The organism is Mycobacterium sp. NGS49, from assembly GCF_059812565.1.
This window is the reverse complement of the sequence record NZ_JCALCX010000019.1, coordinates 67,274-91,289: the sequence shown is the minus strand read 5'-3', so window position 1 is coordinate 91,289 and position 24,016 is coordinate 67,274. Positions and strand designations below refer to the sequence as shown.

General features: G+C 69.7%; 19 protein-coding genes. 1 reads left to right on the top strand and 18 read right to left on the bottom strand.

All coding sequences use genetic code 11. The features are described from left to right. Positions 1 to 189: 189 nt before the first annotated feature. The 12 genes from AC5Y7D_RS20290 to AC5Y7D_RS20235 all read right to left on the bottom strand — a co-directional run bounded on the left by AC5Y7D_RS20290 (position 190) and on the right by AC5Y7D_RS20235 (position 16,954). Complete coding sequence (locus AC5Y7D_RS20290; protein WP_499927075.1) at positions 190 to 3,936, bottom strand: PE family protein; 3,747 nt, start codon at positions 3,934 to 3,936, stop codon at positions 190 to 192. A gap of 136 nt (positions 3,937 to 4,072) precedes the next feature. Then, positions 4,073 to 7,360, bottom strand: a complete 3,288-nt coding sequence (locus AC5Y7D_RS20285) for an arabinosyltransferase domain-containing protein (RefSeq protein ID WP_499927073.1) — start codon at positions 7,358 to 7,360, stop codon at positions 4,073 to 4,075. Beyond that, positions 7,360 to 9,306 (bottom strand): galactan 5-O-arabinofuranosyltransferase, encoded by a 1,947-nt coding sequence (locus AC5Y7D_RS20280; RefSeq protein WP_499927071.1) that lies wholly within the window; start codon positions 9,304 to 9,306, stop codon positions 7,360 to 7,362. The genes AC5Y7D_RS20285 and AC5Y7D_RS20280 overlap by 1 nt, the downstream gene beginning before the upstream one ends. A 2-nt stretch (positions 9,307 to 9,308) precedes the next feature. Beyond that, positions 9,309 to 10,073 (bottom strand): decaprenylphospho-beta-D-erythro-pentofuranosid-2-ulose 2-reductase, encoded by a 765-nt coding sequence (gene dprE2 / locus AC5Y7D_RS20275; protein ID WP_499927070.1) that lies wholly within the window; start codon positions 10,071 to 10,073, stop codon positions 9,309 to 9,311. Next, entirely contained in the window at positions 10,073 to 11,455 is a 1,383-nt protein-coding gene (gene dprE1 / locus AC5Y7D_RS20270; RefSeq protein WP_499927068.1) for a decaprenylphosphoryl-beta-D-ribose oxidase, read from the bottom strand. The genes dprE2 and dprE1 overlap by 1 nt, the downstream gene beginning before the upstream one ends. 32 nt (positions 11,456 to 11,487) lie before the next feature. Continuing rightward, positions 11,488 to 11,853: a GtrA family protein gene (locus AC5Y7D_RS20265; protein ID WP_499927141.1), complete on the bottom strand. Its 366-nt coding sequence runs from the start codon at positions 11,851 to 11,853 to the stop codon at positions 11,488 to 11,490. An 80-nt stretch (positions 11,854 to 11,933) separates the two neighbouring features. Next, a complete protein-coding gene (locus AC5Y7D_RS20260) occupies positions 11,934 to 12,419 on the bottom strand; it encodes a GreA/GreB family elongation factor (RefSeq protein WP_499927066.1) in 486 nt (161 codons plus the stop codon). A 102-nt stretch (positions 12,420 to 12,521) separates the two neighbouring features. Beyond that, a complete protein-coding gene (locus AC5Y7D_RS20255) occupies positions 12,522 to 13,625 on the bottom strand; it encodes an SPFH domain-containing protein (protein WP_499927064.1) in 1,104 nt (367 codons plus the stop codon). 21 nt (positions 13,626 to 13,646) lie between these two features. Continuing rightward, the gene (locus tag AC5Y7D_RS20250) at positions 13,647 to 13,868 is read right to left on the bottom strand and encodes an NfeD family protein (protein WP_499927062.1); all 222 of its coding nucleotides are present in this window, start codon (positions 13,866 to 13,868) and stop codon (positions 13,647 to 13,649) included. 118 nt (positions 13,869 to 13,986) lie between these two features. Then, positions 13,987 to 14,517: a 6-carboxytetrahydropterin synthase gene (locus AC5Y7D_RS20245; RefSeq protein WP_499927060.1), complete on the bottom strand. Its 531-nt coding sequence runs from the start codon at positions 14,515 to 14,517 to the stop codon at positions 13,987 to 13,989. Next, a complete protein-coding gene (locus AC5Y7D_RS20240; RefSeq protein ID WP_499927058.1) occupies positions 14,510 to 14,959 on the bottom strand; it encodes a GTP cyclohydrolase I in 450 nt (149 codons plus the stop codon). The genes AC5Y7D_RS20245 and AC5Y7D_RS20240 overlap by 8 nt, the downstream gene beginning before the upstream one ends. A 69-nt stretch (positions 14,960 to 15,028) precedes the next feature. Further along, complete coding sequence (locus AC5Y7D_RS20235) at positions 15,029 to 16,954, bottom strand: PE family protein (protein WP_499927056.1); 1,926 nt, start codon at positions 16,952 to 16,954, stop codon at positions 15,029 to 15,031. Positions 16,955 to 17,058: 104 nt separating this feature from the next. Here AC5Y7D_RS20235 and AC5Y7D_RS20230 point away from each other — a divergent pair, with 104 nt between their 5' ends. Beyond that, entirely contained in the window at positions 17,059 to 17,754 is a 696-nt protein-coding gene (locus AC5Y7D_RS20230; RefSeq protein WP_499927055.1) for a C39 family peptidase, read from the top strand. Positions 17,755 to 17,757: 3 nt separating this feature from the next. Here the strand turns inward: AC5Y7D_RS20230 and AC5Y7D_RS20225 are convergent, their stop codons facing one another. From AC5Y7D_RS20225 to AC5Y7D_RS20200, 6 genes are all read right to left on the bottom strand, one after another. After that, the gene (locus tag AC5Y7D_RS20225) at positions 17,758 to 18,597 is read right to left on the bottom strand and encodes a class I SAM-dependent methyltransferase (protein WP_499927053.1); all 840 of its coding nucleotides are present in this window, start codon (positions 18,595 to 18,597) and stop codon (positions 17,758 to 17,760) included. Between the two features lie 233 nt (positions 18,598 to 18,830). Continuing rightward, the gene (wzm, locus tag AC5Y7D_RS20220) at positions 18,831 to 19,661 is read right to left on the bottom strand and encodes a galactan export ABC transporter permease subunit Wzm/RfbD (RefSeq protein ID WP_499927051.1); all 831 of its coding nucleotides are present in this window, start codon (positions 19,659 to 19,661) and stop codon (positions 18,831 to 18,833) included. Beyond that, positions 19,658 to 20,572 carry a galactofuranosyltransferase GlfT1 gene (glfT1, locus tag AC5Y7D_RS20215; protein ID WP_499927049.1) on the bottom strand — a complete coding sequence of 305 codons (915 nt, stop codon included), beginning with the start codon at positions 20,570 to 20,572 and terminating at the stop codon, positions 19,658 to 19,660. The genes wzm and glfT1 overlap by 4 nt, the downstream gene beginning before the upstream one ends. Continuing rightward, positions 20,565 to 21,395 (bottom strand): galactan export ABC transporter ATP-binding subunit Wzt/RfbE, encoded by an 831-nt coding sequence (wzt, locus tag AC5Y7D_RS20210; RefSeq protein WP_499927047.1) that lies wholly within the window; start codon positions 21,393 to 21,395, stop codon positions 20,565 to 20,567. The genes glfT1 and wzt overlap by 8 nt, the downstream gene beginning before the upstream one ends. A 3-nt stretch (positions 21,396 to 21,398) precedes the next feature. Continuing rightward, entirely contained in the window at positions 21,399 to 21,860 is a 462-nt protein-coding gene (locus AC5Y7D_RS20205; RefSeq protein ID WP_499927139.1) for a bacterial proteasome activator family protein, read from the bottom strand. 104 nt (positions 21,861 to 21,964) lie between these two features. Continuing rightward, positions 21,965 to 23,932 (bottom strand): DUF6541 family protein, encoded by a 1,968-nt coding sequence (locus AC5Y7D_RS20200; protein WP_499927045.1) that lies wholly within the window; start codon positions 23,930 to 23,932, stop codon positions 21,965 to 21,967. Between the last annotated feature and the right edge of the window lie 84 nt (positions 23,933 to 24,016).

The following is a 24,016-nucleotide window of genomic DNA, read 5'->3' as shown; positions in this document are numbered from 1 at the left end:
GTGTTGGTACCGAGCCGGTTGCTCCGCCTACTACCTTCGGACAATCCGCGCAGCGGGACCCTCAGCCAACTTGCCGATTTGACGGATGAAATTTGCTCCTCCTACAGGGGGAGGGAAATCTGCTCGATGCCGGTTATTTGAGGACCCGGCATTCACCATTCGGTTGGCGCTGCCCGACGTTGTCTCCGGTCAGCCGTGCCTGCCCACCGCGCCATCGATACCCACCTGACCGTCTTCTCCATCCGGGCCGGCCCAGCCGGCGGCGCCGCCGGGACCTCCGGCACCGCCGCCGCCACCGTTTCCGCCGTTTCCGCCGGTACCGCCGGTGCCGGCGGCGCCGCCCGCTCCACCGGCCGCGGTGCCCGTCGGGCCGACGCCGCCGGTTCCTCCGTCGCCGCCATTACCGCCGTTGCCGCCGTCGGCGCCATGACCTCCGCGGCCGCCATTACCGCCATCGCCGGCCTCGACGTCGCCGCTTCGGTTCGTCCCGCCACTGCCACCGAATCCGCCGTTGCCGCCATCGGCACCGACACCGCCCTGGCCACCCGCGCCGCCCATGCCGCCGGCGCCACCGGCGACACCGCTCAGATCACCCACTGTGCCGGCATTGCCGCCGGCACCGCCCGTGCCGCCGTTGCCGCCGTTGCCACCCGCGCTCATCGGCCCGACGGCGTCGCCGCCGTTGCCGCCACCTCCGCCATTGCCGGCGTAAACGAAGCCGATGCTGTAGCCGCCGTTGCCGCCGTTGCCGCCGTTGCCGCCGATTCCGCCGTCGCCGCCGTCGCCGCCGTCGCCTGCGCCGTAGTTGAGATTGAAGTCGACTGCGTACGGATCGATGTTGCCGCCGTTGCCGCCATGGCCGCCATTGGCGCCGTCGCCGCCGTTGCCGCCGTTGCCGCCATCCCCGCCGCGGGCGGGACGAGGATCCCGGCGCGGTCGCACGCCGTCGCCGCCGTCGCCGCCGTTGCCACCGCTCGCGCCAACAGCACCGTCGCCGCCCTTGCCACCGGCGCCGCCGATGGGATTCGCGAACTCGCTCACTCCGTCGCCGCCGTCGCCGCCGTTGCCGCCCCACTCCCCGGGGGTGGTGCCGTTCTGCCCGGGATCGCCACTTTCGCCGGTGGGGATGCCGTCGGCGCCGTCCGCGCCGGACGCGGCCTGCCCTCCGTTGGGGATCGGTTGGGGGTTGACGCCATTGCCGCCGGTGCCGCCCTGACCGCCGGCGCCGCCGGCGCCCCCGTCGCCGGCCCGGCCCATGGCGCCCGCGATGCCGCCCCCGGCTCCGCCGTCACCCCCTGAACCGCCGTTTCCGCCGGCACCACCGACTCCGCCGCGACCGCCGTCGCCGCCGCCGGCACCCGCCGAGGCGCCGGTGCTGGTGCCGCCGGTGCCCCCGGTGCCGCCACTGCCGGCCCTACCGCCGGTGCCGCCGTTGCCGCCGCCGGTCCCGTTGATGCCGTCGCCGCCGGCGCCACCTCTGCCGCCGTTACCACCGGTCCCACCGGTGCCACCGGTACCTCCGGTGGCGCCTCCGGAGCTGTTCGCCCCCGTGGGACCGGTGCCTCCGGTGCCGCCTGACCCGCCCGTGCCGCCGTCGCCCGCGGTACCTGCGCTGCCCGCGGTGCCGCCCACCGCGAGGCCCCCGGCACCGGCATTGCCCCCGACACCGCCGTCACCACCGTCACCGCCCCGGGAACCGGCAATGGGTCCGGTGGCACCGGCGCCGCCCTGGCCGCCGGTGCCGCCGATCCCGCCGCGTCCGCCGCCGCCGCCAACGCCGCCGGCGCCCCCGGTGCCCGCGTCTCCGCCGGTCCCGGCCTTCCCGCCCGCGCCGCCGGTCCCTCCGGCCGCACCGGGGCCGCCGTCCGGCGTGCCGGACGCGCCGATACCGCCGGTGCCCCCGCGAGCACCGGAACCACCGACGCCGCCGGTCCCGTTCGTGCCGCCGGGACCGGAGTTACCGCCCATACCGCCGTCACCGCCCGCGCCGCCATCGAATCCTGGTCCACCTGCGGACGCCGAACCTGCCGCAGCGTCGGCTCCGGCCGCGCCGGCACCTCCGTCGCCGCCTCGGCCGCCGGTCCCACCGATGCCGGCATCTCCGACCGCGCCCACCCCGCCGCCGCTGCCACCGTTACCGCGGCCTCCACCCGCGCCGCCGGACCCGGCGTTCCCGCCCGTGCCGCCCCGTCCGCCGGCCTGCCCCGCTCCGCTCGTGCTGTCGGCACCCGAACCACCGGCCCCGCCGCCACCCCCGTCGCCACCGGCGCCGCCCGCGCCACCGGTCCCATTGATGCCGCCCGCACCGGAATCGCCGCCGGCGCCGCCGGCACCGCCGTCGCCGCCGGCAAACCCCGATTTCCCGGACGCTCCGGACCCGGCCGCGGCGTCGCCACCGGCGCTACCGGCTCCGCCGGTGCCACCCTGGCCGCCGGTCCCTCCGGTGCCCGCTGCTCCCACGACCCCTCCCGAGCCGCCGGCACCCGCGGCGCCGCCGGCACCGGCGTTACCACCAGACCCACCGGCACCGCCGGTTCCACCGACGCTGCCCGTCACCGTTCCCGACCCGCCGGTTCCGCCGGCACCGCCGACACCGCCGGCGCCACCGGCCCCGCCACTGCCGTTGCTGCCGCCACCAACAGCGTTGCCGCCTCGACCACCCGTCCCGCCGTGCCCGCCGGCGAACCCGGGACCGCCCACGGCGGCAGAGCCGGCCGCGGCATCGACTCCCGCAGTGCCGGCCCCGCCGGCCCCGCCGCTACCTCCGGTGCCGCCGGCACCTGCACCGCCCGCGGCGCCGCTGACGCCGAACCATCCGCCCGCCGCACCACCGGCTCCACCGTGACCGGCCGTGCCTCCGGTACCCCCGGTGCCGCCGGTGGCTCCCACGCCACCCAGGCCGGCCACCGCCCCGTCTGCGCCGACACCGCCGGCACCCCCGGTCCCGCCGGTCCCGCCGGCGCCGCCATGCCCGCCCGGACCGAGTATCAGGGCACCGCGGCCGCCGGCACCGCCGTCACCCCCGAGGCCGCCGGGGCCACCCTCACCGCCCACTGCACCCGTGCCGCCGGCGCCGCCGGGGCCGCCCGCGCCGCCGGGACCGCCACGCGCCAACAGGCCGCCGGCGCCGCCCACTCCACCCTGTCCGCCGGGGCCGCCCGCTCCCGCTCCGTCGGCGCCATCGGTGCCGGGACCCCCGGTCCCGCCGGCGCCGCCGGCACCCCAGAGCCATTCGGCGCGCCCACCGGGCCCGCCCGTTCCGCCGCCCAGGCCGCCGGCGCCGCCATTGCCACCGCCGCCCAGAATCCATCCCCCGTCGCCACCGCGGCCGCCGCTCCCGCCGCCGGCTCCGCCGGCTCCGCCCGTCCCGCCCTTGCCGTACAGCCATCCGCCGTTGCCCCCGGCACCGCCGGTGGCCCCGCCGGTTCCGCCGGCTCCGCCCGTCCCGCCACGACCCCACAAACCAGCCGAACCGCCCGCGCCGCCGGCCTGCCCGGGCGCTCCGGCCGCTCCGGCACCGCCGTCGCCGAACAACAACCCGCCATCGCCGCCGGCAGCCCCCGGCGTGGTCGCATCGGCGCCGTTACCGACCAGTCCTCGTCCCAGCAGAGCCTCCGCTGGGGCATTGACCGCGTTCCACAGGTTCAGTTGCACATTGACCGACTCGGCGGCCGCATAGGAGTCGGCGCTGCCGGCCAGCATGGCCAGGAAGTCCCGGTGAAACGCCGCGGCATGAGCGCTCAGCTGCTGATACAGCTGACCGTGCCGACCGAACAACGCTGCAATGCCCTTCGACACCTCGTCGGCGGCCGCCGCGGCGACGTCGGCCGTCGAGGCCGCGGCCGCGGCGTTGGCCTCGGCGAGTGTCGACCCGATCCCGGTCAGCCGGTCCTGCGCGGTTGCGATCGCAGTCAGCGAAGCTACGACGAATCCCATTGCCGCCCCCTGTCCGGAAGACTTTTGCACCTATGCGCCGGCTACCACCTTCGGGCACCCGACGCCGTGGGTCCCTCGGCCGACTGGCCGGTTCGGCGGATGAAAAACTGCTCCCCTAATTGGAGGAGTCCGCGCGCTAGCTCTTGCGCAACGGCGCCGGATCCCAAAAGCCGCTGCGTGTCACGGTGCCCAGCTCCAGCCGGGCGGCCGTGGCGTCGGGGTAGAAGGGCGTGAGCCGCTGCAGCGCGCCCCAGTCGCGGAACCAGTCGTCCTTGAGGTAGCTGGCCACCGTGACCGGGTGCGTCAACAATTCGGTGACACCCAGCGGGCCGCCGCCGAGGTTGTCCATCACCGGCGAATTCGCTTCGGCCCCGAACCGGTCGGGCAGGATGCGCCATTTCGGCGTCTCGTCCACACCGTTCTGATGACCGAACGGCCGCTGGCACGGGAACGCCAGCCCCACCAGCCAGTCCAGGAACACCGGATCCTTGGAGCCCACCACTTCCTGCAGCGTGCGCAGCCGCGGCACTCGTGGCGGAGTGAGTCCGATCCAGTGTTGCGGGGCCAGGTCGTCGTCGTCGGCCACCAGCCGTATCTGAGTGGCGGAATCGGGAATGGCCGACAACGGGGCGCGCAGGTTTCGCCATGCCGGGGCCGCGCCGACATCGGCGAATCCCATTGAGCCGCTGTGCTTGCCGGCCGCCGCCTGCTCGTCGGTAGCCCACTGCACCTGGACCTCGCGGGCGTCGAAACGGCCCGCGGCGGTCACCACCAGCAGGGGGGTCTGGTGTCGCTCGTCCTTGGGCGGTAGCCGGTACCAGCCCGACCGCAGCATGGCCGGCACCTGAATGCCGGCCCGCCAACTGCCGAGCACCGGCGTGCGGGCCGGGTCCAGGTTGAACGGCAATCGCGCCCGGGAGCCGTTGATGCCGGGTGCGGCCGTGGTGCCACCCTCGGTGCCGGCCTCGGTACCGGTGACCACCCCGTCATCGTTGGCGAAGTTGCGGTCGCCGGGCCGCTCCATCACCGGGTCGGCGGACACGTCGGCGGGAATTCCGTTGGGAGTGAACGCCTCCGAGAGGCCCGCCCCCAGCGCGTCGCCCACCGGCCCGGACACCGGGGTCAACATGCCGGCCTCGGGATCCAACTCGACCAGGACGTCCTCGGCCAGTCCACAGGCCTTTCCGGTCTTGAAACCAGCCAAAGCCTGCAGGTTCGACCGGCCCACCGACCACGCCGGGTACTGGAAGATCATCGCCTGAGTCAGCGACACGACCTCCATCAGAACCACCAGCCAGGTCGCAATCGCCAACGGGGACTGCAGGATTCGCGACAGACGTGCGCCGAACCGGCTTCTGGGCGGTCCGTCGTCGTTGGTGGCGGCGAAGTGGAACCACGCCGCTATCAGCAGCACGATCACCGTCAGCTCGAGCAGCGCGGTGGTCAGTGACCACCGCCACTTCGGGAACGAATTCGACCACGGCACACCGAAGTTCGATACGTACCAGTAGCCGTTGACGCTGGCGAACGACATCGCCATCACGAACAGCACGACGGCGGCGAACACGGTTCGGTTGCGGCGGGAGCGCATTGCGGCCCCGGTCACCGCGATCGCGGCCAACGCTCCCAGTGAACCGGCCAATCCGGCGAACACCCCGAAGTGGTGCGTCCATTTCGTCGGGGTGAACATCATCGCCAGGAACGAAATGATCGTGATGCCGATGATGCGGCGGCTCGGCCCGGCCGCGGTTCCCGGAATCCTGCCCTTACGCAACGATATTGCGACCGCGATGGCGAGCGCGAGGATCAGCGCCAGCACCGCGAACCGGCGCGCCACCGACCCGTCCGGGCTGGGCATGAACAGCCGTTCGTAGCGGATGTGCTCGTCGAACCACTTCAGGCTCGGGCCCACGGCCCGCTTGAGCACGGTGGCCTGCGCTTCACCGGCAAAGGTCTGGTCCCGGAAGATGAGGATGGTGGTGACGGTGGTCGCGGCCAGGATCGGCGACACCAGGGGCAGCAGGCCGAACCGCTTGGAGCGGCGATGCAGGATGGTCCGCAGCGGCCCGATCGCCACCAGCAGCGCACCGATGGACGCGATCCCCGTCGGCCCGGAGAACAACGTCAGGGCGCCGATGATGCACGCCGCGGCCACCGGCAGCAGCCGGCTGGTGGCCACCGCGCGCTCCACCGAGCACCAGGTCAGCAGGATGCCCAGGGCGATGATGGGCTCGGGCCGCAGGCCGTTGTTCAAGGGCAGCCAGACCGCCAGGAACATGCCGGCCGCCGTCCACGCCGCGGCCCGGCTCTTCTTGACGGAATTGCCGAGCCGGGGGATGACCTCGCGGCTGATCACCCACCAGCAGGTCAGCGCCATCAACAGGGTGGGCAGCCGCATCCAGATGCTGGCCGTGGTGACGTGCGCCCACATCGCCAACAGGTCGTAGTACCAGCCGAACGGTGCCTCGGGCGTGCCGAACCAGCGGTAGTAGTTCGCCATGTAGCCGGCGTGTTCGGACACCCTGGCCATGGTCAGGATGTAGCCGTCGTCGGAGGTGTTGGCGCCGACGAAGTGCCACCACACCAGCACGGCGATCACCAGCACGTCGAGTCCGCCGACCGACCACCAGCGCGACGGCAGGAACCGGCGGTGCCGGGTGCCGTCGGCGATGTCGAGAACGTGCAGCGCCACCAGGGAAGCCGCGGTCAGCAGCAGCCCCAGGATCATCGCGGCCATCTTCAGCGGCGTCGGGCTGCTGCTGTAGCGGGTGTCGACGGTCGCGGAGAAGTTCACGCCCGGCGGAGCCGGCCCGGTGAGATCGGTGAACACCCCCACGATCTGCGGACGGAAGTCGTAGCCGCTCTTCTCGCCACGCAACGGCGCGCCGGGATGCTCGGTGGTCGGGCCCTGCTTGAGGCCGACGAATTCCCCGATGACCCGGTCCGCGTGGGCGGTGAAGGTCAGCCGCTGACAGTCCGGCCCCAGGACCTGGCTCATCGGGGCGGTGACGACGGGGACGTTGCGCACGATCAGCACCAGGTCGTCGTTGACCCGCTGCAGCAGCAGGCCGCGGTCGACCGCTTTGGGGGCCTGTTTGGGCACCGTCGACAACAACACCGTCTTGCCGGCGTTCTGCGGCCCGGTCAATCCGGCCGCGGTCTGGCAGGGCACGCTGATGTTCAGGTCGGTGGCCACGTAGCTGATCAGCGGGGCTTCGACGCTGCTGAAGGCACCGTTCTGCGGCCAGTTGAGCTGCGCGGTGGTCTGCCTGACCGGCAGCAGCGGGGTTGCCAGCGCCAGCGCCGCTCCCAACAGTCCGGCGACGACCGCAACGAGTCGAGCGATCCGGTGGTTTGCTCCCGCGTCGCTCACGGAGGTAGATGGTAATTGTTCGGCGGTGTCGGGTGCGGTTTCGGTGGCCATCAGCGGCTCGGCCTGCGGATGGCCACCACGAACGGCCCGATGGTTTCCACGGTGAAGCGCGGGTCGGCGAAAAGGGCCGCTTTGAGGTCGACGGTGTAGCGGCGGACGTTGGGCTGGTTGGGGTAGACGTCCTCGGCCAGCCGCAACGTGTAGGTGTTGCCGGCGCCGCGCCGCATCACGAAGGCGGTCGGCGGCGGCCAGGGCAGCTGGTCCAGCGACTGGATCAATTCGTCGGCGGTTTTGAGCTTGGACCAGCTTTCGATCTGCGCGGCGCGCTTGTCGAACTGAGCCAACGGATTCGCGTAGTGCGAGGTCAGCCCCTGGAAACCCCAATAGGGATAGAACGACAGGAAGCTGTAGTCGGCAGTCAGCACCACGGTCTGGTCGCGCGGCTTACCGGTGGCGCGCTGGATGGCGACGTCGACGGCCGGGTAGTACTTCTCCGAGCCGGGCGGGCGCCGATCGCCGCGCAGTCCGTCGCCGTCGGTGTCGGTGTAGGCGATCGTCAGGTCGGGCCGCAGCACGTCGGGGATGTCCTGGCTGAAGGCGATCGCACCGGCCAGCCCGAGGGCCGCGGCCACCGGCAGCACCGCACGGCTACGGGCGGCCAGTGCCCGGGTGGCTTCGATGAAACCGAACACCCCGGCAGCCACCAGCAACGCGCTGAGCGTCGGCTGCAGCCGGAACGACAGCAGCGTGGTGCGCGCCAGAGTGGTCAGCATCGACAGCAGCGACCAGGCATAGACGGCCAGCACGCCGATCGCCAGGCCGCCGGCCCGCACCGACGAATGCGCGCGCACGACCAGCCACAGCGTGCCCACCATGCAGATCGCCCCGAGCAGCGAGAACTGCAGCATTGGGAAGGTCAGTTCGGCACCGTCGGCGGGCAGGTAGTGGAAGGCGCTGCCGCTGTTGCCGGCCGGCGAGCTCAGTGTTCTGAGCAGGTAGGGGAGCCAGGTGGTGGACGCGATCGACACGGCGATGACCGCGATGACCAACAGCCGGCGCAGCGGGTCCAGGGCGGCCTTCGCCCCGTACCTGCGCCACCGGGATACGGCCAGAACGAGCGACATCAGCGTCACCGTGAAGGCGCTGTAGGCGACCAGCAGCGTGTACCAGGTCGCGGCAAAGCCCAGGAACACGCCGGTCCCGACGATCGCGGCCCAGCCGCTGCCCGTGGCCGCCCCTTCCCCGGACGTGAAGCTGGCTTCACGCTCGTCGCCAACTGTGAAGCCAGCTTCACGCTCGGCGGCGGGCGGGCGCTCGGCGGCCCGCAAACCCGACCACGTCAACACCAGCACCGGGGGCAGCAGCACGGTGATCACCGCGCCATAGGGCTCCGGCGAGCCGTAGGCCAGCGTGACGGCGGCGGTGGCGACCGTGACCAGCAGCGCGTACTCGAAGCGGATCATCCGCGACCACAGCACCAGCGCCACCGCGACGGCGATGGTGATCGAGGTGATGGCCCACGGCTTGAACATCTCCCACGCCGGGGTGCCGGTGAGCGCTGCCGCACGGCCGCCGATCCAGAACCAGCCGGGCGGGTAGAACGGCGGCAGCCCGATGTACGTCATATCGCGCAACGCCGGGCTGTCGGTGAGCCGGGTCAGGTATTCGGTGCGGAACTGCTGGTCAACCGAGATGCCGAACAGGAAGAGCTTGGTGGCCCCCAACGGCATACCCAGCGTCACGACGCTGAAGGCGGACACGAACACCGATCCGCCCAACCGGGCCAGCCGCGGGAAGCGGCGGTACCACCAGCCCACGGCGACCAGTCCGGCCAGGCAACCCACCTGGCCGACGGTGGTCAGCGCGTGCAACTGGTTGGACGACGGGAAAGCGGGCCACTGCACCTGCGATATCGCCGCCAGGGACGCCGCGGATGTGACGACGGCCACCAGAGCCGCCAGTGCCATCTGGCCGAGGGTGGCCAGCGCGCTGCGCATGCTCAGATGGGCAGCTTGCGGAAGATGCTCCGCGGGATGTGACGCAACACCATCATCACGTAACGGAATGCTGTTGGCGCCCAAACCAATTCCTTACCTTTTGCCGACGCGGTCACCGCGAGGTTGGCGACGTACTCCTTGTCGACGGTCAGCGGTGCTTCCTTGACGTGGGCGCTCATCCTGGTGCGCACCTGGCCGGGGCGGATCACCAGCACCCGAACCCCGTACTCGCGCAACGCCTCCGACAGGCCCAGGTAGAACCCGTCCAACCCGGCCTTGGTGGACCCGTAGACGAAGTTGGATCGGCGCACCCGCTCGCCGGCGACCGTGCTCATCGCGATGATCTGGCCGAAGCCCTGGGTGCGCATCTTCTCGGCCAGCAGCACGCCCACCGATACGGCCGCGGTGTAGTTGATTTCGGCGATCTGTACGGCTTTGCGCTGGTTCTGCCAAAGTTCCTCGGCGTCGCCCAGCAGGCCGAATGCAACGATGGCCACGTCGACATCGCCGTTGCTGAAACACTCGTCGATCACCTTGGGGTGGGTGTCCGGTTCCAGCGCGTCGAAGTCGACGAGTTCCACCGACCGGGCGCCGGCGGCCTTCATCTGCGCCACCGCGTCGTCACGACCCGGGTCGTCGGGCATGGCGGCCAACACGATTCGCGCCGAGGCGTTGCGAAGGTAGCGTTCGCAGATGGCCAACCCGATCTCGGAGGTGCCTCCGAGTAGCAGGATCGACTGGGGATTTCCTACCGCGTCGAGCACCATTAGAGCAGCTCCAAACGTCGGGCCATGTCGGAGGCGAACACCCCGGACGGATCCACCTTGCGGCGCAAGGCGATCCACTCGTCGATCCGCGGATACATGGCGTGAAAGGTCTCCGCGGTGGTGCGGGAGTCTTTGGCGGTGTAGAGCCGGCCACCGAATTGCAGCACCCGGCGGTCGAGCTCGCTGACGAACTCGTTGAGGCCGGCTTTGATCGGGAAGTCGACGCAGATGTTCCAGCCCGGGATGGGGAAGCTCAACGGGGCCTGATTGCCGGGCCCGAACAGCTTGAACACATTGAGGAACGAGTAGTGGCCGCTGGCCTGGATGTCGTGGATGATCCGTTTGAATTCGTCGACGGCTTCGGTGGGAACCACGAACTGGTACTGCAGAAACCCCGACGACCCGTAGCCGCGGTTCCATTCCCCGAACATGTCAAGCGGGTGGTAGAACTGCGTCAGATTCTGGATCTTGCCCCGATAGGTGCCCGACTTGCGGTACCACAGTTCGCCGATGGGCCCGAAGGTGTACTTGTTGGCCAGCCCGTTCGGGAAGATGTCGGGAAACGTGAAAAGTTGTGGCGCATCAAATTTCAGCGGATTGCGGCGCAGCTTGTCGGGTAGCTGTTCGAGGGTGGCCAGCGAGCCGCGGGATACCGCCGCGCGGCCCAACTTCGGCGGTGCGCTGATGGCGTCGAACCAGGCGCTGGAATAGGTGTAGTTCGCTTCACTGCCGTCGCTGTGCAGTGCAATGGTTTCGTCGAGGGTGGCGGTGACATCGCCGTCGGCGATGAAATAGGCCGTCTCGGTGGGTGTCATCTCGATCGTGGCGCGCAGGATGATCCCGGTCAGCCCGTTGCCGCCGACGGTGGCCCAGAACAGTTCGGCCTCTTCACCATCGGGGGTGACCCGGCGGATCTCGCCGCTGGCCAGCAGCAGGTCCATGCTGCGGACGTGGTTGCCGAAGCTACCGGCGCTGTGGTGATTCTTGCCGTGGATGTCGCATCCGATCGCACCGCCGACGGTGACCTGCCTGGTGCCCGGCAGCACCGGTACCCACAGCCCGAACGGCAGCGCCGCTTTCATCAACTGGTCCAGGTTGACGCCCGCGTCGACGTCGGCCAGCTTCGTTTCGGCGTTCAGGGAGTGGATCCGGTTCAGTGCGGCCATGTCGATGACCAGGCCGCCGCCGTTCTGGGCGTTGTCGCCGTAGGACCGGCCCAGCCCGCGGGCGATCACGCCCCGTCCGTCGGACTCGGCCGCGCGGACCACCGCCTTGACGATGGCTTCGACGTCGGGAGTGCGCAGCACCTGCGCCACCGAAGGCGCGGTGCGTCCCCAGCCGGTCAACCGGGCGGGCGTGGTGGTCGTATCGCTGCTCGACATCGTCAAAGAGGGTACCGCGCCCGCTGCCGGGCTCAGCGGATGCGGAAGATCACGGTTCGCTGCACGACGAAATTGATCACCGTCGCGGTGCCCTGCGCCACCACGAATGCGACCGGAACCGCCCAGCCGCGGTAGTCCAGCAACTCGAGGCACAGATGGTTGAGTCCGACTTGAACCGAGAACGTGATCGCGTACAGCGCCATCACCCCGATGAACCGTGCGGTGCTCGGTGAGGCCTGGAATGTCCATCGCCGGTTGATCAGGTACGCGGTGATGGTGCCCACGATGAAGCTGGTGGCCTTGGCGAGGTCGACCTGCACGCCGAGGACCTTGTACAGGATCAGATAGAGGCCGAAGTCGACGACAGCCGAAAAAGACCCGGTGATGATGAATCGCAACGCCTGAGTCGTCAGATGCAGGTGCTGGTGATGTTGTGGGGGTTGCGCATCTGGTTCTGGCGGGATCATTGAGTGGGAGTCTAGGTGGGCAGCTTCACCGAGAGCAGTTCGACCTGACTGGGACCCTGCGGCGTGGAGTACGTCACCGTGTCGCCCGCTTTACGGCCGGCCAGGGCCTGCCCCAGCGGGCTGCCTGCGGTCAGCGTCTCGCCTTCGTGGCCTATCGGCGTTTCCTCCACGATCGAGATCACGTGCATGGTGACCACTTCACCGTCGGCGAACCGCAAGGTCACCTCGGTGCCGCCGGGCAGCCCCTCGGAGGGGTCCGCACTGGACGGCCCGGACTTCAGCCGCCGATCCAGCTCGTTGATCCGATCGGCCAGCACTGCCAGTTCGTCGGCCCGCTGGATCGCCTCGGCCGCGTCGCCGTGGTCGCCGACCATGCCGCGGTCGTTCTTGACCTCGATCTCCAGCCGGTCGTGCCGTTGCTTGAGGCGGGCCAGTTCGGCGGCGAGGTTATCGCGCGGGGAGGCCGCCGGATCCGTTGACTGCGCTTCTTCGCTCACGTCGCCGACCCTTTCGCCGAGCACGATCTGATTTGGCGTCTCAGTGATACACCACTGAAAGCCTGCCGTCACGGTTATTTTGCAGGGGGTTAACGGCGCGTACTACGCGGGGGCACTCTCCTCCTCGTCGTACTGGGACAACCCGTTGCGCACCGCGTCGAAAATGGCCAGCCCCTGCGACACCAGGCCGCTGGTCACCTGACTGATCCCTTCGGCGCCGTTGAGCACGGTCAGGTTGGAGCCGGCCAGCCCGCGCGCCGCCTTGTCGACGATCTCGGGAAGTTGGTCGATGATCATCCGGTCCAGCGCCACCCGGTTGTGCGAGGCGGCGGCCTCGGCCTGAATCTTCATCTTCTCCGCGTCGGCCACGGCCAGAATCCGGACTCGTTCGGCTTCGGCCTCGGCGGGTTTGACCACCTCGGCGACCAACTCCTGCTGGCGCAGTTCCGCCGCCCGCTGGGCCAGTTCGGTCCGCATGGCCAGCACCTCGCGCTGCGCCTGCGCCTCGGCCAGCGGGCCCGCCTGGGCGGCTTGCGCCTGCGCCTTGTCCACCTCGGCCTTGTACTGGGCTTTGACGATTGCGGTTTCGCGGGCGAACTCGGCCTGCTTGCGCTGGGACTCCTGTTCGGCCTCGGCGGCGTTCTGGTTGGCCTGCGCCTGGGCGATCTGGGCCTGCTGCTGCACGGCGGCGTTGTGGGGCGCCGACATCGCCTTGATGTAGCCCAGGCCATCGTCGTCGATGGACTGGATCTGCAGGGCGTCGACGTTCAGGCCGATGCGTGCCATTTCCTCCTTGGAGCCGTCGAGCACTTCGGTGGCCAGCTTCTGGCGCTCCCGGATGATCTGCTCGACGGTCATGGAGCCGATGATCGAGCGCAGGTGGCCGGCGAAGATCCGCCCGGTGAGCACTTGCATCTGGTCTTGTTCGGACAGGAACCGTTGCGCGGCGGCGATGATGCTCTCCGGGTCGTTGCCCACCTTGAAAGCGATGACCGCCCGGACGTTGAGCGTGATGCCCTGCTGCGTGACGCACTTCTCGGCCACCTCGGCCTCACACATCGCCAGGGTCAGAAACGCGGCCTTGCGAAAGAACGGGATGACGAAGGCGCCGTGGCCGGTCACCACCCGGAACGGAGCATTGCCTTTGGCTTTACCGCCGGAGATCAGCATCGCCTCGTCCGGCGCGGGTACCCGGTAGCCGAGCATTGTCGTACTCCTTGTCTTTCGTTATGAGGTCACGGCCGGGTCGTGCCAGGGCTCGACGACGACGGTTCGGGGCCCGTGGGCCTGCACGACGAGCACCTGGGTGCCCTTGGGTAGCGGCTCGTCGGAGCGGGCCAGGAAGGTCTCCTTCGAGCCCCGCACCGTCAGCAGCACCTCGCCGGCTCCGTGCGCGCCGCGGGTGGGCACGATGACGGTGCCCACGCAGCCGATGACCGAGGCGCTCACGGTCGCATTCTGCACCCTGGGCTACCTGCCGGTCACATGTCGATGCCGGTTCCGGCGACATGCGCGTGGCCGGTGCAGACCAGAGTGGCAGCGACGGCCGGTTGTGCGGCTATCGCCGTCACGCCCAGTCCTTCATCGGCAGCGCGGTCAGCGTGAACACCCGGCTGCCGCTCTCCTGAGCGTCGATACGCGACACCCAAACCCGGCCGCCCGTGGCCTGCGTAACGATCGTCTCGACAGTCTCGAAAACCCAGGCGGCCGAGGCTTCCAGGGCGGTGCTGTCCACGATCCGCATGTCGACCAGGTCACGTTCGGCCAGCAGCTCGAACAGGTCGCGTTGCGGGTCGTTAGTGGCGATGAGGGTGGTGTGCCCGAAGTGCGCCTGCAGGGCGGCGCGGATGTCGTCGAGGCATTCGGGGCTGAGCACCTGGTCGTCGGGTTCGGTTTCGGCACAAGCGAACTCGATCCCGAAGCTGAGTGCGTAGCCGTGCAGGAACAGCCGCTTGCCGTTGTCGGACCACGACCGCCGGCAGCAGTGCAGTCCACTGAAACGCTTGCGCAGGTGAAACCGCGCCGTGCGTCCCACGGGTGCGTCGTCGCGGTGCATGGTGGCCGTCTGGGCGGGCCCGGCGAAGGTGATCTCAGGCATGGTGAGTGTTCCTCTTTCTTGTTGCGAGGGTGATGAATTCACGTTGCCGGTCGGCGTCGTCGCGCATCGAGCCGTAGAAGGCCATGGTGGTGGTGGGACCGGCGAGGGCGGCGCCCTCGCGGACCGGGGTGCAGGCGTATCCGCCTTCCACCAGCACGCCCAGCCCGCGCGGGCCGAGCTGGTGATGCAACCACAGGCCGATCCGGCTCGTCATCTTTTCCTGAATCTGGATGCCGCCGGTGGAGCACGCTTCCACGACGCGGGTGAGTTCGGCTTGGCTCAGTCGTTTGTCGCCGCGCAGATAGCCGATGTGCACGACGCCGTAGAACGGCAGCAGATGCTGCTCACAGATCGCCTGAAACGGGATCGCGCGGAGCAGGACCGGCCGGTCGAGGGAGAACCCCGGTACCGCGTTGTCTTGGCGGACGAGTGTTTGAGGCACCGCGATAGTGTCCGGACGCGGTCTTGGAGGATTCTCAAAGGATCCTTGGAGCGTTCTTGGCGGCGGCGCTCAGCCGTTTGCGCCGTCGGTCCCGCGCGTGCCGGGCGAACCGGCGCCGCCGATGACGCCGCCCGATCCGGCGGAGCCACTCAGTGCGCTGCCGGTGCCGCCGCGACCGCCGCTGCCCGCTGCCCCCGCAGCGCCGCCCTCGCCGCCGTCGCCGCCGTCACCACCGGTCCCCGAGATGCCACCGGTGCCGCCCGAAGCGCCGGCCTGACCGCCGGTGCCACCTGTGCCGCCCGCGCCGCCGTTGCCTGCCGTGCCGCCGGCGCCACCGGTGCCACCGGCGCCCGACAAGAGCCCAGCCGCACCGCCATTGCCGCCGGCGCCGCCGCGCCCGCCGGCGCCACCCGTCCCACCGGTGCCGCCGTCGCCGCCGTCGCCGCCGTCACCGGCTTCGCCGGCGATCAGGGTGTTCTTCGTGCCGCCGTCCCCGCCGGTACCTCCAACGCCGCCGACGGCACCTGCGCCGCCCGATCCGCCGGTGCCGCCGTCGCCCCCGGCACCGCCGTTACCCACCAGCAGCCCGCCGCGCCCGCCGTTTCCACCGGCGCCACCGTTCTGGCCGGCACCGCCGGTGGTGCCGATGCCGCCGGCCCCGCCCCCACCGCCGTTGCCGCCGACGGCGGTGGGGTCGTCGTACTCCCTGCCCGCGAACGCGTCGCCACCGCGGCCGCCCACACCGCCGGCGCCGCCGCCTGCGCCACCGTCGCCACCGTTGCCGCCCACGCCGCCCACCGCGCCGACCGCGTCAGGCGGACTTCCATCGGAATTGCCGTTGGCGGTTGCCGTACCTCCTGCACCCCCGGCCCCGCCGGCCCCGCCGGCTCCGCCCGTTCCGCCAGCCCCGCCGTTGCCCGCGGTGGCGACGATCGTGTTCTGGCCGCTCGAGTCGGTCGTGGTGGCCGATGCGTTGCCGCCGGCGCCGCCCGCGCCGCCATTCCACCCGGTTGCGCCCCCGCTGCCGAAGTCGCCATTCATTCCGACCGCGTAGGCGTCGTTCTGGCCGACGACGTCGCTCGGCAGTCCCGGGGTGCCGCCGGGCGCGGTGGCCTGGCTCGGTGCCGGGTTGACCGCGTCGACCCCCGCGAGGCCCGCTCCGCCGCGTCCGCCGGCGCCGCCGTCGCCCCACCAGCCGGCCGCGCCGCCGTCCCCGCCGCGACCGGCGGCGGCGTCGACGGTTGCCGCGCCGCCCGCTCCGCCGTGGCCACCGCTGCCAAGGATCAGTGCACTGCCGCCGGCACCGCCGGCCGCGCCGAGCCCGCCTGCGCCACCGGCTCCGCCATTGCCGACCAGGACGGCGTTGCCGCCCAGCCCGCCGGTCGCGCCCAGCCCGCCGGCGCCGCCGGCGCCGCCCGCGCCGTACAGCAGTCCGCCGTTTCCGCCGTTGCCGCCAACAGCGCCCGCGCCGCCGGCGCCGCCGGCCCCGCCGCGGCCCCACAGACCGGCGGATCCGCCAGCCCCGCCGGCCTGACCAGTCGCTCCCGCCGCGCCCGCGCCGCCGTTGCCGTACAACAGGCCACCCGCGCCCCCCGCTTGGCCGGGCGCGGTTGCGTCGGCGCCGTCACCGATCAGCGGTCGGCCCAGCAGCGCTTGACCCGGTGCGTTGATCGCGCCGAGCACGGCTCGCTCTGCGGCCTGCAGCGGCGACGCGTTGGCCGCTTCCGCCGCGGCGTAGGAATCTCCGGCGGCATGCAACGATTGCAGGAACTGCTGGTGGAATGCGGCCGCGTGCACGCTCAGGACCTGATAGCGCCGGGCATGCTCACCGAAGAGCGCCGCGACTTGCATCGAAACCTCGTCGGCAGCGGCGGCCAGCAGTTTTGTGGTGGGTACCGACGCGGCGGTGTTGGCGGCCCGAAGCGACGAGCCGACACCGGCCAGATCGGTTGCCGCGGAGGCCAACACCTCGGGTATGGCAACGAGATACGACAACGGGCCTCCCAAGTGACGGCGGCAATGGTGCGGCGGATCGAATCTAAACGGAGCTCCAAGAATCTGCAGAGTATTTGCGAAGCTGCGCCCTCGAATCTCTTCGCATGCGTACCGCCAAGATCTGCCTCAGCACTCGCAATGCCGTTGTGTTTGGTCTGGGCGCACTGGTTGTCGGCACGGCGTGGCTGTGCGGCGCGGTGGCTCCTGCCGCCGCCTCCCGTCCGGACCCGCATCCGAACGGGATGTACGGCAACCCGGCCGCCGCCGCCCAGTACTGGCGCAACCAGTCCTTCGACGACTGCGCCCTGATGGCGGCGGCCGACGTGATCGGTGAGCTGACCGGACGGCAGCCGTCCGAGCAGGAGATCATTGCGATGGCGCAACGACTGGGCAGTCGCGTCCACCCCGGACCGATGTACCGCGCGGGATACGGCACCGACCCGGGCGACATTCCGGTGTTGTTGGCGCAGTACGGTATTCACGGCGTGGCCACCAGCCAGGACGAGGCGGCGACGGACACCGGCATGGAAGCACTCAAGCACTATCTGGCCGACGGTCACAAGGTGATCGCCGGGGTGAACGCCGAGATGATCTGGGGCCTGCCCATCCAAACCACGGACAACCGCGGCAACCCGATGAGCGACCATGCCGTCGTCGTGACCGGCGTCGATCTGGCCCGCGGCACGGTGCACCTCAATGACAGCGCAACCCGCGCCGACGAGGTCGTGTCTCTCGAAGTGTTCCAGCGGGCGTGGGCGGCCGGCGACGACGAGATGGTGGTAACCCGGGAAACCCGCTGAAGGTCAGCCGAATTCGAGCAAGGTGTAGGCGCCGCGGAACGGCTTGAGCGGCGGGAACTGCCACAGCGCCGGGTAGAGGCGCCCGAAGAACCAGCCCCGCCCGGCGGGCATCGGCACATCGTGCACCCTGCTGATGCCGGGCACCGTGTTCGCCAGATCCGCCAGTTGGCGTGGCGAGAGGCTGAACGGCATCGGCGGCACGCGGTAATGCCGGGATGAACGCATCCCGTTGCGGGCTACCTTCTTGACGATGGTCGGCGGCACGTCGAAGAACATCTGCCCGCCGGCAAACCGCTTGGCGCACTGAGTGATCAGTCCCATGGCCTCGTGTGGCTGCAGGTACATGAGCAGGCCCTCGGCAGTGATGAAGACCCCGTTGCCGGTGTCGATCCGGTCCATCCAGCTGTAGTCGAGCGCGGACTGGGCAATCTCGGTGATCCGTGGCGAGCGCGGCAGCAGCTGCCGGCGCAGATCGATCACCGGCGGCAGATCGATCGACACCCAGCGGAACTGGGAATCGGGCAGCGCGGCGTCGAGCCGCCAGAAGCTGGTCTGAAAACCTTCGGCAAGCGCGACGACGGTGGCCCCGGGATGCTCGGCGAGGTATGCGACCGCGCACTTGTCGACGGCCAGCGAGCGCAACGCCATCTCCTGGCCCTTGCGGCGACCGAACTTCGCGAAGTCGAAGTCGATGGAGTCGACGAGCCTGACGGCCATCGGGTCGTCGATGATCGCGTCCGGGTGAGCGGCTTGAAAGGCCCTGCCGCTGAGGGTGAACAGCGCCGTCTCCGAGACGCCGGTCAGCAGGCCGGCATCCACCCGAGCGGGTGCAGGATGACTCATCCGCCCAATCTATCGGGGTGACGCGGGCCGGCGGCGTTCGCGACCCCAGTTCGCGAGGCCAGTTCGTGACTGACTAGCCGGGCGTGCCGCCGAGACCGTCGGTGCCCGGCGAGCCGCCGGCACCGCCACGTTCACCTCGAGCGGTAATCGATCCGTTCGTGACGGCGGCACTGTCGGTAGAGCGGGCGGCCGGTTTGTTCGGTTCCCACCTTCGGGCACCCGGCAGCCCGGTCTCAGACCCAGTACGGCACCCGCGCCCGGTACTGCCGCATCGCGAACGCCGCCATCACCCAGCCGACGATCGTCAGCACCACCACCACCGCCCAGTGCCGCAGCTCCTGGGGGGCGCCCAACAGCGGCGCCCGCACGATGTCGAGGTAGTGCAGCAGCGGGTTGAGCTCCACGATCTTCGACCAGCGGCCCGCGCCCTGCTGCCGCAGCGTCTGGTCGTTCCAGATGATCGGTGTCATGAAGAACAGCAGTTGAACCAGCGAATTGAGTAGCGGCCCGATGTCGCGGTAGCGGGTGGCCAGGATGCCGAAGCACAGCGACACCCAGACCGCGTTAAGCATGATCAGCACCAGCGCCGGCAGTACCGACAGGTCCGCCCAGGACCACGGTTTGGGAAAGATGATGGCGATGACGACGTAGATCACGATGTTGTGGGCGAACAGGATCATCTGCCGCCACACCAGGCGGTACACGTGCACGCTCAACGGGGTCGGCAGTTGCTTGATCAGCCCCTCGTTGTGGACGAAGACGTCGGCGCCTTCCAGGATTGCGGCGTTGATCAGGTTCCAGACGATCAAGCCCAGCGTGACGTAGGGCAGGTGCACGGACAGGTCGAGGTGAAACAGCTTCGAGTACAGCCCGCCCATCGCGACGGCCGTGGTGCCGGTCGCGATCGTGATCCAGAACGGCCCCAGCACCGAACGGCGGTAGCGCTGCTTGATGTCCTGCCAACCCAGGTGCAGCCACAGTTCGTGGCGGCGGAAGCCGGCGACCAGGTCGCCCCGGGCGCGGGCGAACGTCTTGGATTGTGCGGCCGCGTCGATGAATGTCATGGCGAACCTCCGGGCCGTCCGAACTGCTCCCGCCGTCCCAACCGGCGTAGCCTGATCCACTCCCACAGCCCCCTGGGGTCGCGGCGGGTCACCAGGAAGAACCAGCCGAACCTGACCCACTCCTGGAGCAGCAGCTTGCGCAGTCCCGGCTGGGACAGCACGTAACCCCGGTTGCGGTAGGTGAAGAACCGCTTGCCCGGGTCGTCGGGGTACTGGGTGTGCATGCGACCGCCGAGGATCGGCTTGAACTCCTCGGAGCCGCACGGATGGAGGTAGACCGCGTCCAGGCAGGTTCCGAAGGGCAGTCCGGAGCGAACGAGCCTGCGGTGCATCTCCACCTCGTCGCCGCGGATGAACAGCCGCAGATCGGGGACGCCGATCGCCTCCAGGGTCGACGCGCGGAACAGCGCACCGTTGAACAACGACGCGATTCCCGGCAGCAGGTCCTGGCCGGCTTCGGTGCGCAACTCGCTGACCCGCCTGCGCCAGACCAGGCCACGGCGCAACGGAAACGCCAGCGACTCCGGGTCGTCGATGTTGCACACCATCGGGGATACCTCGGCCAGGCCGTGCTTCTCGGCGCACGCAAGCAGGGTCGCCATCACCTCGGTGTCCCCGGCGCGCCCGTCGTCGTCGGCCAGCCAGATCCAGTCCGCCCCGTGTGCCAGTGCCAGCAGCATGCCGAGCGCGAAACCGCCCGCACCGCCCAGGTTTCGCCGTGAATTGAGATAGATCGACGGAATCTCTTGGGCGGCAACGAGATAATGTACCCGGCTGTCGCCGGAGGCGTCGTTGTCGATGACGATGAGCCGGTCGGGTGCCCGGGTCTGGGTGGACAGCAGCTCCAGTGAGCGCGCGAGTTCCTCGGGCCGCCGGTGGGTGACAACGACGGCGAACACGTAGTCACTCATCCCCGGAAGCCGTTTGCGCCCAAGGTGTTTTGCGTGCCGTTTCGGCAAGTACCTCACGTACGTGGCGGGCCGCGTCCTCGCCCTCATAGGCGCGCACCACGTCTTCGATGCCGCCGCGCTGCCGGATCACGCCGTGGTCTATCCACATCGCCGTCTTGCACAACCGGGCCAGGAATTCGTTGGAGTGGCTTGCGAATACCAGGATTCCGGACCGCTCCACCAGGCTCTGCAAACGTGACTGCGCCTTCTTCAGAAACTCGGCGTCCACCGCGCCGATGCCCTCGTCGAGCAGCAGAATCTCCGGGTCGATACTGGTGACCACGCCCATGGCCAGCCGCACCCGCATGCCGGTGGAGTAGGTGCGCAACGGCATCGACAGGTAATCGCCCAACTCGGTGAACTCGGCGATCTCGTCGACCTTGGCCAGCATCTGCTTACGGGTCTGCCCCAGAAACAGGCCGCGGATGATGATGTTCTCGTAGCCGGAGATCTCCGGATCCATGCCGATGCCGAGATCGAACACCGGCGCCACCCGGCCGGTGACCTTCGCCCAACCGCGCGTCGGTTCGTAGATGCCCGAAAGTAGGCGCAGCAGAGTCGATTTGCCGGCGCCGTTATGACCCACCAGCCCGACGCGGTCACCGAGCTCGAGCGACATGGTGATGTCCCGCAACGCCTCGACGACCACCACGTTGGAGCTGTTGCGGCCGATCGCACCGCCGGCCTTCCCGAGAAAGGCCTTCTTCAACGACCGGGACTTGGCGTCGAAGATCGGGAACTCGACCCACGCGTCGCGGGTCTCGATGTGCGGACCGCTCGACACGGCTTACAGGTACTGTCCGGTGCCGTGCCCGTGTGGGCCCGGCTTTCCTATCCCCGGCGGCAGCGCGCCCTGCCGCATCTGTTCCAGCTGAGCCCGGGCCGCCATCTGCTGGGCGAACAGCGCGGTCTGGATACCGTGGAAAAGCCCTTCCAGCCAGCCGACCAGCTGCGCCTGCGCGATTCGCAACTCGGCGTCCGACGGTGCGGTGCCCTCGTTGAACGGCAAGGTGAGCCGTTCGAGCTCGTCACGCAGCTCTGGCGCCAGGCCCTCCTCGAGTTCACGGATGCTGGTGGCGTGGATGTCGCGTAGCCGGGTGCGGCTGGCTTCGTCCAGGGGTGCGGCGCGCACCTCTTCGAGCAACTGCTTGATCATGGTGCCGATCCGCATCACCTTGGCCGGTTGCTCCACCAGGTCGGTCAATGCGCGCTCGTCGGAATCGTCTGCGTCATCCTGACGGAAAGCCATCAGGCGCGGGTCGACGCCGCCGATCACCTCGATGCCATCGCTATCGTCGGCAACCCGGCCGTCGTTTTCCTCAACCAACGCAATTACCGTCCTCGTTTTGTCGTCTACGGGCGTACCGGGGTGTCGCCATGCCACTCGTAGATCTGAGCGCCGCCGTTGTCGTAGATCATGGTCCAGTACGGCGACTTGTCCAGAAAATATAGCCCTTCGGGAACTTTGAACCCTCGGATCGTCGGGCCGCTGGCGAGGACGTATCGGATGTTGAGGGCCTTGATCGCCTCCAGCACCCGCGGATCGGAATCGCCCTTCTTGGCGTAGGCCCAGAAGATGTAGCGGTGGTAGCCCGGGCCCATCTGCACCGGGTAGTCGTAGTGGGTCCACAGCGGGTGCAGACCGGCCACCGCGTACATCCACGAGGTGCCGTCGACATTGGAGTCGCCGATCATCGTGTTGTGCGCACCCGGCAGTTTCGCCAGGTAGGCCATGGCGTCGAGGTCGCGTTGGTCGACGATTATCGAGTCGTACTTGTCGCCGAACAGGAAGCGGTGCCGCGGGAAGTAATGCCACGCGCTGGCCACGCTGATGCCGACGAGCAGCACCGCGGTGGCCGCCGCCCAGAAGCTCGACGGCATCGGCTTTCGCGGCTGCACGAACCGCTTGGCCAGGGCGACCCCGCCCGCGACCAGTGTCACCAGCGCGACGGCGGCCATCAGGTTGAACAGCGGGGTGGTGGCCGCGGCGATGCGGCGCGGGTCCTTGTAGAAGAACTCGCCGACTGCCCCGGCCACCCGGCCGAGCGGACCCCACAGGGGAGTGCCCGCATCGACGTTGATCATGATGAACAGCAGCCACACGGCCAGCGGCCACCACATCTTCTTGGCCAGCATGATGAACCCGCCGACGGCGCACAGGAAGCTCAGCCCCCACTGGTAGGGGAAGTCGTTGAGATGCCGTGAATGCATGAACACGGCGTCGAACAGGCCGTGTCTCTTGCTGAGATAGGTCAGGAAGGAGTGCCCGGCGATGATGTCTTCCTGCTTTGTGACGCTCAGGAACTGCGGCAACAGGATCAGGCCGGACGTCAGTCCGACGCCGGCCAGGACCGCCAGGTCGCGGATGCGGCCCCGCACCGGGTGCCACAGCGCCTCGAAGAGCCACCAGGCGCCGACCAGAACGACCGTGATGATGCCGCCGGTGATGTGCACCGAGAAGACGCCGACGAGCGCGAGGACGGCCAGCGGGATGCGGTCGCGGTGTTGCAGCGTCGACGTGATCAGGGCCATGGCCGGGATGGCGACGCCGTAGGCCGCGAGGTTCGGCATCGCGGCGGTGTCGAACTCGACGTACGGCACGGCCGTGAACGACGCCGAGAGCGCGGCGGCCGTGGCCGCCGTGGCGGCGGTGCGCCATTCGGTCGTGTGGGTGCGCAAGGCCCGCCACGTGAGCACCGCGGCGCTGACGGGAAACAGCCAGATCGCCACCGCCAGTGAATTCAGCGTGTAGCCGGTGGTGGCGGCCGCGCCGGTCAGCTGGCAGAACACCGCGGTGAGCGCGTGGAAGACCGAGGGGTAGTAGAGCAGGGCGTGGGTCTCGACGTTGCGGAGCTCGCCCATGTGGTTGGGCGACGCCTGGCCGACGTCGAGGATCCACCGCACGGTGTTGGCGTGCCACACGGCGTCCCAGGTGCTGGGGATCGACTGCCAGTGCGGGATGCCGCTGAAGGCCGCCCAGCCGATCAGTATGGCGCCCAACAGCACTCCGGCCGCGACGACGATCGCCGGGCCGGGGTTGATCGCGCGCGCTTCGGCCTGTTTGTCGCGGAAGCGCGCGAGCAGCAGCTGCAGCACGATCGCGACGGCGCAGACGACGGCCAGCGCCGCCAGGGCCGTCCAGCCGTTCCACGGGATGCCCAGCGCGCCGTAGGGCACGATCGCCAGTGCCACGACGCCGTAGGTCAGCGCAGGTCCGGCCGCGATGGCGATCGGCCAGTTCAACTGCGCGATACGTGCGACGATGGCACCCGGCGCGATCAGCAGTATCAATGCGATCAGCGTTCCGAACCACAAGCTCACTCGACTAGTATGGCTGCCCGGGTGAGTTGACTCGGGACGCCGTCGCGGCAAGAGGGTCGATTGCGCACCCGCTACCGACCACAC

Bases quoted from the DNA above. Each gene is read 5' to 3' on its own strand.
- AC5Y7D_RS20290 (WP_499927075.1), bottom strand. From the start codon at position 3,936: ATGGGATTCGTCGTAGCTTCGCTGACTGCGATCGCAACCGCGCAGGAC.
- AC5Y7D_RS20285 (WP_499927073.1), bottom strand. From the start codon at position 7,360: ATGGCCACCGAAACCGCACCCGACACCGCCGAACAATTACCATCTACC.
- AC5Y7D_RS20280 (WP_499927071.1), bottom strand. From the start codon at position 9,306: ATGCGCAGCGCGCTGGCCACCCTCGGCCAGATGGCACTGGCGGCTCTG.
- dprE2 (WP_499927070.1), bottom strand. From the start codon at position 10,073: ATGGTGCTCGACGCGGTAGGAAATCCCCAGTCGATCCTGCTACTCGGA.
- dprE1 (WP_499927068.1), bottom strand. From the start codon at position 11,455: ATGTCGAGCAGCGATACGACCACCACGCCCGCCCGGTTGACCGGCTGG.
- AC5Y7D_RS20255 (WP_499927064.1), bottom strand. From the start codon at position 13,625: ATGCTCGGCTACCGGGTACCCGCGCCGGACGAGGCGATGCTGATCTCC.
- AC5Y7D_RS20245 (WP_499927060.1), bottom strand. From the start codon at position 14,517: ATGCCTGAGATCACCTTCGCCGGGCCCGCCCAGACGGCCACCATGCAC.
- AC5Y7D_RS20230 (WP_499927055.1), top strand. From the start codon at position 17,059: ATGCGTACCGCCAAGATCTGCCTCAGCACTCGCAATGCCGTTGTGTTT.
- AC5Y7D_RS20225 (WP_499927053.1), bottom strand. From the start codon at position 18,597: ATGAGTCATCCTGCACCCGCTCGGGTGGATGCCGGCCTGCTGACCGGC.
- wzm (WP_499927051.1), bottom strand. From the start codon at position 19,661: ATGACATTCATCGACGCGGCCGCACAATCCAAGACGTTCGCCCGCGCC.
- glfT1 (WP_499927049.1), bottom strand. From the start codon at position 20,572: ATGAGTGACTACGTGTTCGCCGTCGTTGTCACCCACCGGCGGCCCGAG.
- AC5Y7D_RS20205 (WP_499927139.1), bottom strand. From the start codon at position 21,860: ATGGCTTTCCGTCAGGATGACGCAGACGATTCCGACGAGCGCGCATTG.